Source organism: Pseudomonas sp. MWU13-2100 (assembly GCF_023242365.1).
GTDB lineage: Bacteria > Pseudomonadota > Gammaproteobacteria > Pseudomonadales > Pseudomonadaceae > Aquipseudomonas.
Map to the genome: position 1 here is coordinate 1 of NZ_JALLIX010000061.1, position 16,665 is coordinate 16,665.

General features: G+C 62.0%; 14 protein-coding genes and 1 pseudogene. 7 read left to right on the forward strand and 8 right to left on the reverse strand.

Features of this window, described 5'->3' with window-relative positions; all coding sequences use genetic code 11:
- Positions 1-178: 178 nt before the first annotated feature.
- Positions 179-2,080, reverse strand: a complete 1,902-nt coding sequence (locus tag M5B99_RS27645; RefSeq protein ID WP_248807024.1) for a potassium transporter Kup — start codon at positions 2,078-2,080, stop codon at positions 179-181.
- Between the two features lie 300 nt (positions 2,081-2,380).
- Here M5B99_RS27645 and rimO point away from each other — a divergent pair, with 300 nt between their 5' ends.
- The 5 genes from rimO to M5B99_RS27670 all read left to right on the forward strand — a co-directional run bounded on the left by rimO (position 2,381) and on the right by M5B99_RS27670 (position 6,447).
- Positions 2,381-3,718, forward strand: coding sequence for a 30S ribosomal protein S12 methylthiotransferase RimO (gene rimO, locus M5B99_RS27650; protein WP_248807025.1), 1,338 nt, complete (start codon positions 2,381-2,383; stop codon positions 3,716-3,718).
- A 102-nt stretch (positions 3,719-3,820) separates the two neighbouring features.
- Entirely contained in the window at positions 3,821-4,270 is a 450-nt protein-coding gene (locus M5B99_RS27655; RefSeq protein WP_248807026.1) for a GNAT family N-acetyltransferase, read from the forward strand.
- A gap of 75 nt (positions 4,271-4,345) precedes the next feature.
- Positions 4,346-5,056, forward strand: coding sequence for an rRNA pseudouridine synthase (locus M5B99_RS27660; RefSeq protein ID WP_248807027.1), 711 nt, complete (start codon positions 4,346-4,348; stop codon positions 5,054-5,056).
- A gap of 54 nt (positions 5,057-5,110) precedes the next feature.
- Positions 5,111-5,572 (forward strand): DUF1456 family protein, encoded by a 462-nt coding sequence (locus M5B99_RS27665; protein ID WP_248807028.1) that lies wholly within the window; start codon positions 5,111-5,113, stop codon positions 5,570-5,572.
- A gap of 104 nt (positions 5,573-5,676) precedes the next feature.
- On the forward strand, positions 5,677-6,447 hold the full coding sequence (locus M5B99_RS27670) for an SDR family oxidoreductase (protein ID WP_248807029.1): 771 nt from the start codon (positions 5,677-5,679) through the stop codon (positions 6,445-6,447).
- Here the strand turns inward: M5B99_RS27670 and M5B99_RS27675 are convergent, their stop codons facing one another.
- Complete coding sequence (locus M5B99_RS27675; RefSeq protein ID WP_248807030.1) at positions 6,448-7,008, reverse strand: hypothetical protein; 561 nt, start codon at positions 7,006-7,008, stop codon at positions 6,448-6,450.
- 86 nt (positions 7,009-7,094) lie between these two features.
- Entirely contained in the window at positions 7,095-8,192 is a 1,098-nt protein-coding gene (locus tag M5B99_RS27680) for a PLP-dependent cysteine synthase family protein (protein WP_248807049.1), read from the reverse strand.
- A gap of 315 nt (positions 8,193-8,507) precedes the next feature.
- On the opposite strand from M5B99_RS27680, the gene nhaA reads away from it, so the two are divergent.
- On the forward strand, positions 8,508-9,698 hold the full coding sequence (gene nhaA, locus M5B99_RS27685) for a Na+/H+ antiporter NhaA (RefSeq protein WP_248807031.1): 1,191 nt from the start codon (positions 8,508-8,510) through the stop codon (positions 9,696-9,698).
- Positions 9,699-9,813: 115 nt separating this feature from the next.
- Here nhaA and M5B99_RS27690 read toward each other — a convergent pair whose 3' ends face one another.
- Entirely contained in the window at positions 9,814-10,278 is a 465-nt protein-coding gene (locus tag M5B99_RS27690) for a glycine zipper 2TM domain-containing protein (protein WP_248807032.1), read from the reverse strand.
- Between the two features lie 229 nt (positions 10,279-10,507).
- Here M5B99_RS27690 and M5B99_RS27695 point away from each other — a divergent pair.
- Positions 10,508-10,735: pseudogene (locus M5B99_RS27695) on the forward strand (hypothetical protein); the annotation flags it as partial.
- Positions 10,736-10,827: 92 nt separating this feature from the next.
- Here the strand turns inward: M5B99_RS27695 and pdxH are convergent.
- The 4 genes from pdxH to M5B99_RS27715 all read right to left on the reverse strand — a co-directional run bounded on the left by pdxH (position 10,828) and on the right by M5B99_RS27715 (position 16,614).
- Positions 10,828-11,475 (reverse strand): pyridoxamine 5'-phosphate oxidase, encoded by a 648-nt coding sequence (pdxH, locus tag M5B99_RS27700; RefSeq protein WP_248807033.1) that lies wholly within the window; start codon positions 11,473-11,475, stop codon positions 10,828-10,830.
- 24 nt (positions 11,476-11,499) lie between these two features.
- Positions 11,500-12,702, reverse strand: coding sequence for an OmpA family protein (locus M5B99_RS27705; protein ID WP_248807034.1), 1,203 nt, complete (start codon positions 12,700-12,702; stop codon positions 11,500-11,502).
- 111 nt (positions 12,703-12,813) lie between these two features.
- The gene (locus tag M5B99_RS27710) at positions 12,814-13,959 is read right to left on the reverse strand and encodes a serine hydrolase domain-containing protein (protein ID WP_248807051.1); all 1,146 of its coding nucleotides are present in this window, start codon (positions 13,957-13,959) and stop codon (positions 12,814-12,816) included.
- A gap of 279 nt (positions 13,960-14,238) precedes the next feature.
- Positions 14,239-16,614, reverse strand: a complete 2,376-nt coding sequence (locus M5B99_RS27715) for a beta-galactosidase (protein WP_248807035.1) — start codon at positions 16,612-16,614, stop codon at positions 14,239-14,241.
- Between the last annotated feature and the right edge of the window lie 51 nt (positions 16,615-16,665).

Sequence of the window (16,665 nt, forward strand, 5' to 3'; positions counted from 1 at the left end):
GACATAAACCTGTGGGAGCGGTGCTTGCCCGCGAAGCTCCTGGCGATCTCAAGGCCCCCTTCGCCGGCAAGCCAGCTCCCACAGGACTGCGCCTCACAGCAAACACCGTCAACCCCGCGGCCCAAGAAAAAGCCCCCACTGCCTTACGGCAACGGGGGCTTTTTCATAGCCGGGACAATCAGATCTCGACCTGCGTCCCCAACTCGATCACCCGGTTTACCGGCAGCTTGAAGAAGCGCAGGTTACCGTTGGCATTCTTCAGCATAAAGGCGAACAGACTCTCCCTCCAACGCGCCATGCCAACGATCTTCGAAGCGATCACCGTCTCACGACTGAGGAAGTAGGTGGTGCGCATCGGACTGAAATCCAGCTCATCCAGATGGCACAGCTTCAGCGCCTCGGGCACATCCGGCTCATCAATAAAGCCGAAGTGCAGGATGACCCGGAAGAACCCTTCACCATAAGAATCAACCTCGAACCGTCGCTGTGCCGGCACCCGCGGAATGTCCTCGTAGACCACCGTCAGCAACACCACCTGCTCATGCAGTACCTGGTTGTGCAGCAAGTTGTGCAACAACGCATGGGGCACCGCATCCGGCCGCGCGGTAAGGAACACCGCCGTACCCTGCACCCGATGAGGCGGCTGCACCCGAATGCTGCCGATAAAGATCGGCAATGGCAGGCCACCTTCGTCGAGACGGTCCATCAGCAGCTCCTTGCCGCGCTTCCAGGTGGTCATGAGGATAAACAGCACGATCCCCGCCAACACCGGAAAGGCACCGCCCTGGACGATCTTGGGCACGTTGGCGGCGAAGAACAGCCCGTCCACCAACAGGAAGCCCACCAGGATCGGCACGGTCAGGATCGGCGACCATTTCCACAACAGCAGCATCACCGCCGCCACCAGGATACTGGTGATCAGCATGGTCCCGGTCACCGCCACACCATAAGCCGAGGCCAGGGCGTTGGACGAGCCGAAACCGATCACCAGCAGGATCACGCCGATCATCAGGGTCCAGTTCACCGCACCGATGTAGATTTGCCCCTGCTCGGCACTCGAAGTGTGCTGGATATGCATGCGCGGAATGTAGCCCAGCTGGATCGCCTGACGGGTCAGGGAGAACGCCCCGGAAATCACCGCCTGGGAAGCGATCACCGTCGCCAGGGTCGACAGCACCACCAGCGGAACCAAGGCCCAGGCCGGCGCCAACAGATAGAAGGGGTTGCGCGCCGCGTCCGGGCTTCCCAGCAGCAAGGCGCCCTGGCCGAAGTAGTTCAGCACCAACGCCGGCAGCACCAGGGCGAACCAGGCGCGAGCGATTGGCTTGCGACCGAAGTGGCCCATGTCGGCATACAAGGCTTCGGCACCGGTCAACGCCAGCACCACCGCCCCCAGGATCGTCACGCCCATGCCCGGGTGAATGACAAAGAAGTGCACGCCCCACATCGGGTTCAACGCGCTCAGCACTTCAGGGTGCAGGGAAATGCCATAGGCCCCCATGATCCCCAGTATCACGAACCACGCCACCATCACCGGCCCGAACAACTTGCCGATACTCGCGGTGCCGTGTCTCTGGATCAGGAACAATCCCACCAGCACCACCAGCGACAGCGGGACCACCCAGTGTGCCAGTCCGTCGAAAGCGATTTCCAGACCCTCGACTGCCGAGAGTACCGAGATCGCCGGCGTGATCATGCTGTCGCCATAGAACAGTGCCGCGCCGATCAAGCCGAGAACCACCAGCGTCGACTGCAATTTCGGGTAGGACGCCGAGGCCCGCCGCGCCAGTGCGGTCAAGGCCATGATCCCGCCCTCGCCCTGGTTGTCGGCCCGCAGGATAAACAACACGTACTTGATCGATACCACCCAGATCAGCGACCAGAAGATCAGTGCCAGGATCCCGAAGACACCGTCCTGGTTGACCTGCACCCCGTAACCACCAGTGAACACCTCCTTGAGGGTATATAACGGACTGGTGCCGATGTCGCCGTACACCACCCCTACCGCCGCTACCAGCATACCCAACGGCTTTGCCGTCGAGTGCCCGACCTGCCCCTCACTCACTGCCTGACCACCCATCAACTACTCCTACACCCCGGACTAAGGCTTCTTTCAAGAAGCACTATGCTTTTTTCACGCAGCATGCGCTGTTTTTCTTACAGTTGCCGACGATTTATAAGTCATCGGATATTTGAAACAAAAAATGACAGCGACTCGCATCGGGCGAAGCATAGCGCAGCACTCGTCGCATTTCCCTGCATAAAGCTGGTCAAGTGCCTCGGCCATCGCTAGAATTGCGCACTTTTTGATCAGAGGCGCAGCAGCGCCCACGCGATGCCCTTGTCCCAAGCGGCTCGACACCCTATACCGAGGTTAGACATGTCCACCCCTACCACGCCAGCCAACCCCAAGGTCGGCTTCGTATCCCTGGGTTGCCCGAAAGCACTGGTCGATTCCGAGCGCATCCTTACGCAACTGCGCATGGAAGGCTATGACGTGGTGTCCACCTACCAGGACGCCGATGTCGTAGTGGTCAACACCTGCGGCTTTATCGACAGCGCCAAGGCCGAGTCCCTGGAAGTGATCGGCGAAGCCATCAAGGAAAACGGCAAGGTGATCGTCACCGGCTGCATGGGCGTCGAAGAAGGCAACATCCGCAAGGTGCACCCCAGTGTGCTGGCCGTGACCGGCCCGCAGCAGTACGAGCAGGTGGTCAATGCCGTGCACCAGGTGGTACCGCCGCGCCAGGACCACAACCCGCTGATCGACCTGGTGCCGCCGCAAGGCATCAAGCTGACCCCGCGCCACTACGCTTACCTGAAGATTTCCGAAGGCTGCAACCACAGCTGCAGCTTCTGCATCATCCCGTCGATGCGTGGCAAGCTGGTCAGCCGTCCGGTCGGCGACGTGCTCGACGAGGCCCAGCGCCTGGTCAAGTCCGGGGTCAAGGAACTGCTGGTGATCTCCCAGGACACCAGCGCCTACGGCGTCGACGTGAAATACCGCACCGGCTTCTGGAACGGCGCGCCGGTGAAAACCCGCATGACCGAGCTGTGCGAAGCCCTCGGCAGCCTGGGCGTGTGGGTGCGCCTGCACTACGTCTACCCGTACCCGCATGTCGACGAACTGATCCCGTTGATGGCGGCCGGCAAGATCCTGCCGTACCTGGACATCCCGTTCCAGCACGCCAGCCCGAAAGTGCTCAAGTCGATGAAACGCCCGGCGTTCGAAGACAAGACCCTGGCGCGGATCAAGAACTGGCGGGAAATCTGTCCGGACCTGATCATCCGGTCGACCTTTATCGTCGGTTTCCCCGGCGAAACCGAGGAAGACTTCCAGTACCTGCTCGACTGGCTGACCGAAGCCCAGCTCGACCGCGTCGGCTGCTTCCAGTACTCCCCAGTGGAAGGCGCTCCGGCCAACGACCTTGGCCTGGACGTGGTCCCGGATGACGTCAAGCAGGAGCGCTGGGATCGCTTCATGGCCCATCAACAGGCCATCAGCAGCGCCCGCCTGCAACTGCGTATCGGCCGCGATATTGAAGTGTTGATCGACGAAGTCGACGAACAAGGCGCGGTCGGCCGTTGCTTCTTCGACGCCCCGGAAATCGACGGCAACGTGTTCATCGAAGGTGCCGGCGATCTCAAGCCCGGCGACAAGGTCTGGTGCCGCGTCACCGACGCCGACGAATACGATCTCTGGGCGGAAACGATCTAAGCTGTAAATAAACTGAAAAGCCCCGCTCTTTCAACGAGATGCGGGGCTTTTTTACGGCTATAGTCTGGCTCATGAACAACCGTTACGGAAGGAATCCGCTGCATGCGCCAGCTGCCGGTGATCCAAACCCCCAAGCCCGGTGACTACCCGGAACTGGCCCAGCTCTGGGAAGCCTCGGTGCGCGCCACCCATGACTTCCTGCCGGACAGCTACATCAAGCTGCTGAAGAACATGCTGCTGACCCACTACCTGGATGCGGTCATGCTGGTCTGTACCCGCGACTCGCGCCAGCGCATCACCGGGTTTGCCGGGGTCGCGGCGGGCAAGGTCGAAATGTTGTTCATTGCCCCACAAGCACGCGGCACGGGCCTGGGCAAACAGCTGCTGCGCTACGCCATCGAACACCTGAATGCCGATGAACTGGACGTCAACGAACAAAACACCCAGGCGGTCGGCTTCTACTTCAAGCAGGGCTTCGAGGTGATCGGGCGTTCGGAAAAGGACGGCATGGGCCAGCCCTATCCGTTGCTGCATCTGCGCCTGAAGCGCTGAGTGCGACAAATGTTGCCGGGCTTAACCGGCGCCAGGCAGGTACAATAGTCGCCCCCCTTTTTTACGGCCGCCGTCATGTCTGAACCCATTCGCCTTTCCAAACGCCTGATCGAGCTGGTCGGCTGCTCCCGTCGGGAGGCCGAACTGTTCATCGAAGGCGGCTGGGTCACGGTCGATGGCGAAGTCATCGACGAGCCGCAGTTCAAGGTCGAAGCCCAGAAAGTCGAACTGGACCCCGAAGCCAAGGCCACCGCGCCGGAACCGGTGACCCTGCTGCTGCACCAGCCGGTCGGCCTGGACCTCGACGCAGCCATGCAACTGCTGCATGCCGAGACGCTCTCCGAGGAACACCGCTACGGCAAGCGCCCGCTCAAGGGGCATTTCCTGCGCCTGACCGCCGGCGCCGACCTGCAAGCCGGCGCCAGCGGCCTGGTGGTATTCACTCAGGACTGGAAAATCCTCCGTAAGCTCACCGCCGACACTGCCAAGATCGAACAGGAATATGTGGTGGAAGTCAGCGGCGACATCGTCGAGCACGGCCTCAACCGCCTGAGCCACGGCCTGACTTACAAGGGCCGCGAGCTGCCGGCCGTCAAGGCCAGCTGGCAGAACGAGAACCGCCTGCGTTTCGCGATGAAAAATCCACAGCCCGGGGTGATCGCGCTGTTTTGCCAGGCGGTCGGGCTCAAGGTCGTGTCCATCCGTCGGATCCGCATCGGCGGCGTCTCCATCGGCAAGGTGCCCGTGGGCCAATGGCGCTACCTGTCGACCAAAGAAAAATTCTAACCCCCGTTTCAACGTCGCGCAGACGCGCGACGTCTACCTCTCAGGATGGCTCACATGATTCACAACGACGTACTGCGTAGCGTGCGCTACATGCTCGACATCAGCGACAACAAGGTCGTCGAGATCATCAAGCTGACCGGCTTCGAAGTAGCCAAGGCCGATGTCGTCACCTACCTGAAAAAGGATGAAGAAGAAGGCTTCGTGCATTGCCCGGACGAGGTCATGGCGCACTTTCTCGATGGCCTGGTGATCTTCAAGCGGGGCAAGGACGAAAGCCGGCCACCGCTGCCGGTCGAGCTGCCGGTGACCAACAACATCATCCTGAAGAAACTGCGGGTCGCCTTCGAACTGAAGGAAGACGACATGCACGCCATTCTCAAGGCCGCCGAGTTCCCGGTGTCCAAGCCCGAGCTGAGTGCGCTGTTCCGCAAGTTCGGCCACACCAACTACCGCCCCTGCGGCGACCAGTTGCTGCGCAACTTCCTCAAGGGCCTGACGCTGCGCGTTCGCGGCTGACCCGCTTCGACGTGCATGGCGCATCATTGCGCCGCCCAATAGTGGCTCCGCTTTTGACTCCTGACGGCTAGGGTATCGACACCTTTTCGCACTCAGGATTCGCCATGCACCCTTACTTCTCCCTGCAAGGCCGCACTGCGCTGGTCACCGGCGGTACCCGTGGCATCGGCAAGATGATCGCCAAGGCCTTTGTCGAGGCTGGTGCCCACGTCTACGTCTGTGCCCGGGATGTCGAAGCCTGCCAGCAGACCGCCGATGAACTCGGCGCCCTTGGCCACTGCCAGGCCCTGGCCGCCAACCTGGCGACCGAGGAAGGCGTGCTGGCGCTGGCGACACGCCTGGGCGAGCAGATAGATCGGCTGGATATCCTCGTCAACAACGCCGGCACCACCTGGGGCGCGCCGCTGGAAAGCTATCCGGTGAAGGGCTGGGAAAAGGTCATGCAGCTGAACGTGACCTCGGTGTTCAACTGCATCCAGCAGTTCCTGCCGTTATTGCGCAAGGCCGGTTCGGCGGCGAACCCGGCGCGAATCATCAATATCGGTTCGGTAGCGGGGATTTCTTCCTTCGGCGAACAAGCCTATGCCTATGGCCCGAGCAAAGCCGCCCTGCATCAGCTGTCGCGGATTCTGGCCCGGGAACTGGTCAGCCAGCACATCAACGTCAATGTAATCGCACCGGGGCGCTTTCCGAGCAAGATGACCCGGCATATCGGCAACGATGTGCAGGCGCTGGCTGAAGATACTGCGTTGATTCCCATGAAGCGCTGGGGGCGCGAGGAAGAGATGGCCGCGCTGGCGATCAGCCTGGCGAGCACGGCCGGGGCTTACATGACGGGCAATATCATCCCGTTGGATGGCGGCTTCAGCCTGTAATCACAGGAACTGCCGAGGACTAACTTGTGGCTCCCCATACCTGTGGGAGCAGAGCTTGCTCGCGAAGGGGCCCTCAAGAACGCTAAAAGCTTCGCGGGCAAGCTCCGCTCCCACAGGCTTTCTGCCATAAGTAACATTCAGGTACGGCTCAAGACTGTGGGAGCAGAGCTTGCTCGCGAAGGGGCCCTCAAGAACGCTAAAAGCTTCGCGGGCAAGCTCCGCTCCCACAGGCTTTCTGCCATATGTAACATTCAGGTACGGTTCAAGACTGTGGGAGCAGAGCTTGCTCGCGAAGGGGCCCTCAAGAACGCTAAAAGCTTCGCGGGCAAGCTCCGCTCCCACAGGCTTTCTGCCATATGTAACATTCAGGTACGGCTCAAGACTGTGGGAGCAGAGCTTGCTCGCGAAGGGGCCCTCAAGAACGCCAAAAGCTTCGCGGGCAAGCTCCGCTCCCACAGGCTTTCTGCCATACGTAACATTCAGGTACGGTTCAAGACTGTGGGAGCAGAGCTTGCTCGCGAAGGGGCCCGCAAGAACGCCAAAAGCTTCGCGGGCAAGCACCGCTCCCACAGTGAAGGGGTGTCCTTCAACAACCCATTCCCCTGACTGGACAGCGTAATGTCAGTTCTGCAGGAGGAACGCTCGAATCAGATCCCGGCCCGCAGTACGCTCTCGGGCAACGCCTCGCCGCGCTCGACGCTGGCGGCCACGGTCGCGATCAGGCCGTCCAGTTCATAGCCCTGGGTCTTCAGCCACTGCGGGTCGTAGTAGGTGGTGGCGTAACGCTCGCCGCCATCACAGAGGATCGCCACGATCGAACCGCTCTCCCCCGCCTGGACCATCTGCCGTGCCGCCATCAGCGCACCGATCAGGTTGGTTCCGCTGGAACCGCCGACCCGCCGACCCAAACGCCGCGCCAGGTAATGCATGGCCGCCAGGGACAAGGCATCCGGCACCTTGACCATGGCATCGATCACCTTGGGCAGGAACGACGCCTCGACCCGCGGCCGCCCGATCCCTTCGATCCGCGAACCGCAGTCCAGGCGCAGGCCGGCGTCCCCTGTCTGGTAGAAATCGAAGAACACCGAACGCTCGGCATCAGCGCACAACACCCGGGTGCAATGCTGGCGATAGCGCACATAACGGCCGAGGGTCGCCGTGGTACCACCGGTACCGGGACTGGATATCAGCCAACTCGGTTCCGGATGACGCTCGAAACGCAGTTGCTGGAAGATCGACTCGGCGATGTTGTTGTTCGCCCGCCAGTCGGTGGCCCGCTCGGCGTAGGTGAACTGGTCCATGAAATGACCACCGCTCTCCCGGGCCAGGCGCTCGGACTCGGCGTAGATTTGCGTCGGATCCTGCACCAGGTGGCTCTTGCCGCCGTAGAAGGCGATCTGCGCGATCTTTTCCTGGGAAGTGGTGGCCGGCATCACCGCGATAAACGGCAAGCCCAGCAGGCGCGCGAAGTAGGCTTCGGAGATCGCCGTCGAACCGCTGGATGCCTCGATCACCGGCCCGCCCGGGCGCAACCAGCCATTGCACAGCGCATAGAGGAACAGCGAACGGGCCAGGCGGTGCTTCAGGCTGCCGGTCGGATGGCTGGACTCGTCCTTGAAGTACAACTCGATGCCCGGCAGCCCCGGCAACGGCAAAGGGATCAAGTGGGTATCGGCACTGCGCTGGAAGTCGGCTTCAATGATCCGGATCGCTTCCCGGGCCCACTGTCGGTTGTCGCTCATGATGGGTACTCGTCTTGGAACGAAGGCGCTCGAAAGCACTGACGCTGGCTGCGGCACTGGCCCTGGGCCAAACCGTTGAAGGATAAACAGAGATAGGGCCCCTGGCAGGCCCCATCGCAATAATCCGCTAACTATAGGAAGTTTCCTACGCTACGCACAGATACAGTGAAGACGCATTTAGACACACAACTGCTAGGCTTTTTGCAATCACCCTTCAATGACCCGCTTATAACAAAAACGAATATAATTTTTGTTTTAACAACTAACAGTACGGGTTAGGGTGTCCTACCTTTTTGAATTCATCGATGGAGAGCGACCTTGCCTCTGCGTAGCACTTTCACCCGTTTCTTTCAGTTGGAAGCTGCCAGCGGTCTGCTATTGATTGCCGCTGCAGCCCTGGCCCTGATCATCAACAACTCACCGTTGTCGCACCTCTACGCCGGCCTGCTGGATGTGCCGGTGGTGGCCCAGATCGGCGCACTGAAAATCGCCAAACCTCTCCTGCTATGGATCAACGACGGCCTGATGGCGCTGTTCTTCCTGCTGATCGGCCTGGAGGTCAAGCGCGAACTCCTCGAAGGCCATCTGTCCAAGCCCTCGCAGGTGGTGCTGCCGGGTGCGGCAGCCATCGGCGGCATGGTGGTGCCGGCGCTGATCTACTGGTTCCTCAACCGTGACAATCCGGCGGCCCTGGCTGGCTGGGCGATTCCCATGGCCACCGACATCGCCTTCGCCCTCGGGGTGCTGGCCTTGCTCGGCAAGCGGGTGCCGGTGTCACTGAAACTGTTCCTGATGACCCTGGCGATCATCGACGACCTGGGCGCGATCATCGTCATTGCGATCTTCTATTCCCATGAACTGTCGACGCTGTCACTGGCGCTGGCAGGGGCCTGCCTGGTGGCGCTGATCGCAATGAATCGCCTGGGCGTGGTCAAGCTCGGGCCGTACATGGTGATCGGCCTGATTCTCTGGGTCTGCGTGCTCAAGAGCGGTGTGCATGCCACCTTGGCCGGCGTGACCCTGGCGTTCTGCATCCCATTGCGCACCCGCCACGCCGAAACCTCGCCGCTATTGAGCCTGGAGCACGCGCTGCACCCCTGGGTGGCATTCGGCATCCTGCCGCTGTTCGCCTTCGCCAACGCCGGCGTGTCCCTGGTGGGGGTGAACCTGGAAAGCTTCACCCACCATGTGCCGATGGGCATTGCCGCCGGCCTGCTGATCGGCAAGACGGTCGGCGTCTTCGGCCTGACCTGGCTGGCGGTCCGCACTGGCCTGGCGGCGCTGCCTCGCGACGCCAACTGGGGGCAGTTGTTCGGTGTGGCGATCCTCTGCGGGATAGGTTTCACCATGAGTCTGTTCGTGGGTTCCCTGGCCTTTATGCCGGGTCACAACGACTATGCGGGCATGGACCGCATGGGCATTCTGACAGGCTCCATCCTCGCGGCGCTGATCGGCTATGCCGTGACAGCGGTGGCCAGCCGCAAGCCTGCGAACACCATGCCCTTGTAGGAGCCAGGATCAAGACGCTACATCCGCAGGGTTCGCGGCAATCTTCAGCGCAGCAGAAAAAGAAAACCCCGACCAGTTACCTGGCCGGGGTTTCTTTTCAAGACTGATGGCGAACTCAGTGGGAGACGCGGCTGGTGCCACCCACAGTGGAGATACGCACACGCTCGCCAACCCGGAAGATTTCGTTCGGCTGAACTTCCTGCACATAGGCACGCATACTACCGTCGTCTTCACGCACGGTGATTTCAACGCCCTGGGTGCTGGTCAGGCCTTTTTCAGCCATGTTGCCCAGCACGCCACCGGCGACCGCGCCGATCACCGCGGTGACGATACTGCCACGGCCACCGCCGATGGCGCTGCCGCCGACGCCGCCGATAATTGCACCGGTACCGGCACCGATAGGCGTGTTAGTACCTTCGATTTTCACCGGACGCAGCGACTCGATGGTGCCCATGCGGATGGTCTGGACGCGGCGCGCTTCGTCACGGGAATAGGAATCGCCAGTCAGGCTGTTGGTGCAACCACCCAGCAACATAGCCATTGTGGAAAAGGAAGCAATCAACAAAACAGACTTACGCATAGGATCAACTCCAAAGGAAATGACTTTAATTAAACTCCGCAGCTTGATCCCTGTCACGGCAGCGCACGGATAAAATGCTTTCATTCAGCGCCAGTACAGCCTCGGCGTCCAAACAAACGGGAATACAGAGTAGCGCGATTTCGATCCGCCTGCCCGGGCTGCCAAGCAGTTGAAACAATCAGCGACAACCGAATCGTTACGACAACGACCCAACTGGCAAAGAGCCGACATGGACTACTTGATCATCGCAATCGCTACAGCAGCCGGACTGTATTTCCACGGCTGGCTGTACTTCAGGATCAGACGCTGGACAGACCGCGACCTGGCATTATCGCTAGCGGGAGACAACGAATTATACAAAAAGTTCATGCTGGAACGCCTGGCCGCGGCCAGGGAGCAGAAGGTCAAGCGCCGGGACTTGCAACAATGGCTTGAGGCCGCCGCTGCAAGCTACCCGCTGCAAGGCCGGGAACAACACTCGCCGGGCGGCGATCAGGCGAACGCTGGTTCAGCGTCGCCGGATCGAAGCGCTGACGGCTCGGCTAAACGCTAAGGCGCGAGACGCTGGCGCGTCCAATCCGCGCCGAGCAGACGGTAGTCGAGGCGGTCATGCAGGCGGCTGGCGCGTCCCTGCCAGAACTCGATGCGTTCCGGCAGCAAACGATAGCCGCCCCAGTGCTCGGGGCAGTCGGGCTGTGTATCGCTGAAGCGCGCCTCGGTGTTCCTGAGCAAGCCCTCAAGCTCCTCCCGGTCGGCAATCACCCGACTTTGCGGCGAAGCCCAGGCCCCCAACCGACTGCCCAGGGGACGGACCTGGAAGTAGGCATCCGACTCCCGCGCCGAGACCTTGACCACCCGCCCCTCGATCCGCACCTGGCGCTCCAGGCTCGGCCAGAAGAAGGTCATCGCGGCAAAGGGACGGGCCGCCAGTTGCCGGCCCTTGTCGCTTTCGTAGTTGGTGAAGAAGGTAAACCCCGCCTCGTCCAAACCCTTGAGCAACAGGATGCGGCAATGCGGACGCCCTTCCTCATCCACCGTCGCCAGAGTCATGGCATTGGCTTCGACGGGCGCCTGCTCGGTCTTCACCGCCTCGGCAAACCACTGGTGGAACAGCGCAAACGGTTCGGCCGGAGCCTGGGCCTCGGTGAGACCGTCACGGGTATAGTCGCGGCGCATATCCGCCAGGGTTTGAGTCATGGCGCGTTCCTCTCGATCGTCAGGTCAGTTCTTGGCCGAGCTGTCGCTGCTGGCATCTTTCTTCGCCGATGCGGCTGCCTTGTCCGCTGCCTTCTTGACCGGAGCCTTCTTCACCGGAGCCTTCTTGTGAACCGAGGTTTTCTTGGCCGCAGCCTTGCCCTTGGTCGTGGCTTTCTTCGCCGCAGGTGCTGGGGCCACTGCCGGCTTGACGTCCGCAGCCGCCAACTGGGTGGCTGGAAGTGGAGCCGGAACCGGGATGCTGTATTTGCTCAACAACGCAACCATGGTGTTCTGCGGCGTCAGGATGATTTCCACACGACGGTTCAGGGCACGGCCTTCGTTGCTGTCGTTGGCGGCACGCGGCATGTCCGCCCCCATGCCACGCAACATCAGGCGATCACGATGCAGGCCGCTGAGGCCGAAAATCGCCGCTACGGACTGAGCCCGTTGCTGGCTCAAGGTCCGGGTCGACTCGGCACTGGCGCTATTGTCGCCATGGCCGAGGATCAGCACGGCGGTCTTGGGATCACCCTCGACGGTCTTGGCGATGCGGCTGAAAGGACCGAGGGTGACCGGCAGCAACATTTCCGGACGCTTGGGGTTGTAGAAACCGTCCACCGGGGCAATGACCACCAACACGTTTTCACGCCGCTCCAACTTCAGGGAACTGTTCAGGATCGCGGTGCGCAGGCGCGGCTCGTAGTCGTCGAGCCAGGCCTGGGTGACTTTCGGATCGGGCATCGGCACGGCCTTGACCGGCGGCGGCGCCGATTCCTTGGCCTTGTCCGAACTGCCGAACGGCCACCACCAATGGGTGGCCGGGTCGGCCTGTGGCACCGGGGTCGTAGCGACGGCAACCGCCGTGGCCAGTGGCACGGGCGTGTCTTGTGGCTTGGCAGCCGGCGCGGCGGCCTGGGCCGATTCCTTCACGCCGGTCTTGTCGGACGAACCGAACGGCCACCACCAATTGCCACCCGTATCCGCGCCAGCTGCCGGAGCCGCGGGGGCTGCCGGAGTGGCGGACTTGGCGACATCCTTGGCGGCTGGCGCGGGCGCAGCGGGTTTGGCCGGGATCTTGGCGACATCCTTGGCCCCTGCGGCGGCGGGGGTGCTGGCGCTAGCTGTCGCTGGTGCTTGAGCAATGTCCTTGTCCGCACTTTGTGGAGTTTGCGCGCAACCGGTCACGGTCAGGCAGATGGCCAGGGCGAGAGACTTGTTCGATGACATTGGATATCCACAAAATGAGATAGAGAAACAAGGGCCGTCAGGCCCCATGAAACAGTGTATTAGAAAGCAAAAAAGTCACAGGGTTCCGGCCTACGACTCAATACGTACATTCTACAGACAGCCGGCCAAAATCCGTACTAGCTTCTGTGCCCGCGGGTCCATCAATACGTAAGGGCCGAGGGTATTGGTGACGAAGCCGAAGGCGACATCGTATTCGGGGTCGGCAAAACCGACCGAACCGCCGGCACCCGGGTGGCCGAAAGCCTTGGCCCCGAGGCCAAAAGTGGCGTTGGCCACGTCCGGCTGATCGAGCATGCAACCCAGGCCGAAGCGGGTCTGGGTCAACAGGGTCTTGTCCATGCCCAGGCTGTGCTGGCGGGTCAGCTCTTCCAGCATGTCGGCCTCCAGCAGGCGCCCGTCGAGCAGGCCACTGTAGAACCCCGCCAGGCTGCGCGCGTTACCATGCCCATTGGCGGCCGGCTGCTGCATGCGCCGCCACTCCGGCTTGTTGGTACTGGTCATGATCGACGGTGGGTTGGTGAACGCCCGGGTGCTCATCGCCTCGGGCTCGCGCATGGTCACTTGCAGCAGGCGCTGGGCCGCTGCATCGCCGACATTGCCCTTGCCCCGGGCGATATGGGCCACGCGATGGAATTCTTCGTCCGCCAGGCCGACATGGAAGTCCAGGCCCAGCGGCCGGGCAATCCGCGCCACGATGGACTCGCCCGGCCCGCGACCGTCGGCACGTCGCAGCAGTTCGCCGACCAGCCAGCCATAGGTGATCGCGGCGTAGCCATGACCCTCGCCAGGTGTCCACCAGGGTGCTTCCGCGGCCAGGGCATCGACCATGGTCTGCCAGTTGTACAGCGCCTCGGGGGGTAACAGCTGGCGCAAGGCCGGCAAGCCGGCCTGATGGCAGAGCAACTGGCGCAGGGTGATGCCGGCCTTGCCGGCGGCGGCGAACTCGGGCCAATAGTGAGCAACTGGAGCATCCAGCTGTAATTTACCCTCAGCCACCAGTTGCAACGCGGTGACGGCGGTAAAGGTCTTGGTGCAGGAAAACAGGTTGGCGATGGTGTCACTGTGCCAGGCCTCGGCCCCGTCCTTGTCGGCGGTACCGGCCCAGAGATCGACCACGGTTTCCCCGCCGATCTGGATACAGAGCGCGGCGCCGCGCTCCTGGGGATCGTCGAAAAGGGCCGCGAAGGCTTCGCGCACCGCCTCGAATTGAAGTTCGAAATGACCCTGAATCTGCACCCGTGACTCTCCCGCCGCAACACCTTCCAAAGTGGCCTGCATTGTTCCAGCGATTGAGGGGTTTGGGAACAGACCTGAACCAGGCAATTGGTAACACCTTGAAAAAATTATCAGGCGCGCGCAGCACGTTGCAGGAATTGGAGTGCCCCATCGAAAACACCGCCCCCCCCGTAGGAGCCGGCTTGCTGGCGATGAGGCCTGTGAGCCTTGCATCGCCTGTTCGGCCGTCATCACCAGCAAGCTGGCGCCTACACAAACGGTGTCTATTCAGGAATTCGATCAGTAGCCGTTACCGGAATGGCCGCCGGGATGCCCGGAGCCCTCCCCGTTTGCACTGCCCGAACGAGTGTTGCCACCGCTGTCATCCTGGCCGATGCCCTTGGCGGCCTTCTGCTGTGCCTCCACCTTGGCTTTCTCGGCTTCCTTGTTGAGCAACGCCAGGGCCTGCAGGTTGCTCTTGCGCACGCTCTCGACAAAGCCCTGGAACGGCACATCGGTAATGCCCACCAGACCGAAGTGACCATTTTCACCATCCAGCAGACGACCGCTGACCGGCTGGTCGAGGTACTGGAACCAGTGCACGCCGACGATCGACGGCTCGGCCACCGCCTGCTTGAGGAACGCGGCATAGGCCGGGCCCCGATCCTCTTCCCGGGCCAGCTCCGTCACCCCGCCCCAGAACGGACCACGATCCTTCGAGCCGAAGTTGAATTCGGTGATCAGCACCGGCTTGTTCAACGCCTCCAACTGGTCGAAATCGTAACCGTCCTGGGGCTTGAGGGTGTAGAAATTGAAGCTCAACACATCGCAGTACTGGGCACAGGACGCCACGGCCTCAGGCGTGCTGACGGCAAAACGACCGCCCAGCAGCAGGTGATTCGGCGCATGCCATTTCAGCGAATCGGAAATGGTCTTGAAGTAGGTGTCGGCAAACACTTTCTGGAAATATTTCAGGTCCGCCTCGATCTGCGGATGCGCGGGATTGGGCAGCGGGGCTTCGAAACCCGGGTCCTCCATCTGCTCCCAGGTCGGAATCTCCACGCCCCAGGCCTTGGACAGGCCCTCCTGGTTACGATACTTGTCACGCAACTGCTTGAGAAAGGCGCGCTTGGCCGGTACGTCGGTAGTCATGCGCAATGTGCCGTAGGCCAGGGCGTAACGGGATTTCGGATCATTGCCGGGACCAGCCCAGGCCAGTTCGTTGTCGGCAAAATAGCCCACCAGCCAAGGGTCGTCACGATGATCGCGGGTGGCAATCGCCACGGCACGCTCGGTTGCCATGGCGAAACGCGGATCGAAGGGATCGGGCATGCCGCCCCACCAGTCACTGCCGGTACTGATACTGGTGTAATCACCGACGATCGACAGCGGCAAAGTGTAGGGCACGCGCCCCTTCAGGCCCAGGGCCGGATCGCTCCAGTTGCCAATGGTATTGAAGCCCCAGGCCTGCAGGCGGTCCAGGGTGTGCTTCTGCCAACGCTGCGCGTCCAGGCCCGGAGCGCAAGGTACCTTGGGTTCCGTCGGCGGTTCCGTCGGCTCGGCGGTCGCGCACGGCGAACCATAGGTGCGTTCCAGGTTGGCGCCATAGAAATCGAACCAGCGTCCGGACTTGAAGGCCCGGCCCTGGGAAGCCCCGGTGCTGATGCTGTTGTCGGCCTTGCCATAGTAGGCGGCCAGCGGCTCGCCCTCCTTGGGCAGATCACTGAACATGCCTTCACGACCTTCGACATAGGTCTGCTGGTCGTGGGCGCTGACGGTATTCACACCCAGGGAGTAGAACGGATGCCCCTCCGGCGTCACCAGATACCAGCGGCCGTCGTGCTTTTCGGTGCGGAAGAAGCCCGTGGCGTCGAAGAGCGGGCCCTTTAGCGAACCGCCGAACTTGTCCTGGGCAATGCGTTCGCGCTCGGTCAACCAGGTCTTCAGTTGCTGGTTTTCCTTGCTCGCGGCGGCCTTGAGCTGCTCGTCGCTGCTGACTTTCTCCGGCCACTTGGCCCGGGTGGACTGACCGTAGCCATCCACCAGCGAGCTATAGACAGCCTTGACCACGTCGTCGCCGTTCTGCACACCGAAACGCTCCAGGAGGATGTTCTGGGCGACTTTGGGCGCGTCCATCGACAAGGTCACCGACACCACCTGCTGGCGACTCAGTTGACCCTGGCTGCTGGCCAGCAACACCCGTTGGCCATCAACCGTCGTCGGCATCGGCGGACCGGCGCGCATGCCCTGGCTCAACGGTGAACTGGGCTGCAGCGGCACCAGCAAGGTCTGCGCCGGGCCGGCCGGCAGGTCGACGCGACTGGTAAGGGTCTTGCCGTCGCTGCTCTGGATCGTCACGTTGAGGGTCAGCGCCCAATCCATCGCACTCTGGATCCGCAGGCTCATGGCTCCCGCCTGCGACCAGTCCCAGGCTCCGGTCTGCGGTGTGAGACGCAGGCTGGGTTGGGCAGCCGGATTGAAAGTGACCCGCCGCAGCACTTCGCCTTCGGCTGTCTGTTCCGCGTTGTATTGCGGCAGGTTGGCATCCACGGTTGCCACCTGCACCACATCGGCGGGACGAACGAAGTTGAACAGGGTCTGTTGCCCGGCAGGCGCAGCCCACAGCGGCGCGGCGAACAACAAGGCGAAAACGGCAGGCAGCGAACGGCCAATCATATGAATCAAACTCTCCCTAACGGCCAGTCAAAGGCCAGCGTGACGCCAAGC

Coding starts and splice junctions, on each gene's coding strand:
- rimO (WP_248807025.1), top strand. CDS start 2,381: ATGTCCACCCCTACCACGCCAGCCAACCCCAAGGTCGGCTTCGTATCC.
- pdxH (WP_248807033.1), bottom strand. CDS start 11,475: ATGACTCAAACCCTGGCGGATATGCGCCGCGACTATACCCGTGACGGT.
- M5B99_RS27705 (WP_248807034.1), bottom strand. CDS start 12,702: ATGTCATCGAACAAGTCTCTCGCCCTGGCCATCTGCCTGACCGTGACC.
- M5B99_RS27660 (WP_248807027.1), top strand. CDS start 4,346: ATGTCTGAACCCATTCGCCTTTCCAAACGCCTGATCGAGCTGGTCGGC.
- M5B99_RS27665 (WP_248807028.1), top strand. CDS start 5,111: ATGATTCACAACGACGTACTGCGTAGCGTGCGCTACATGCTCGACATC.
- M5B99_RS27670 (WP_248807029.1), top strand. CDS start 5,677: ATGCACCCTTACTTCTCCCTGCAAGGCCGCACTGCGCTGGTCACCGGC.
- M5B99_RS27690 (WP_248807032.1), bottom strand. CDS start 10,278: ATGCGTAAGTCTGTTTTGTTGATTGCTTCCTTTTCCACAATGGCTATG.
- M5B99_RS27645 (WP_248807024.1), bottom strand. CDS start 2,080: ATGGGTGGTCAGGCAGTGAGTGAGGGGCAGGTCGGGCACTCGACGGCA.
- M5B99_RS27715 (WP_248807035.1), bottom strand. CDS start 16,614: ATGATTGGCCGTTCGCTGCCTGCCGTTTTCGCCTTGTTGTTCGCCGCG.
- M5B99_RS27655 (WP_248807026.1), top strand. CDS start 3,821: ATGCGCCAGCTGCCGGTGATCCAAACCCCCAAGCCCGGTGACTACCCG.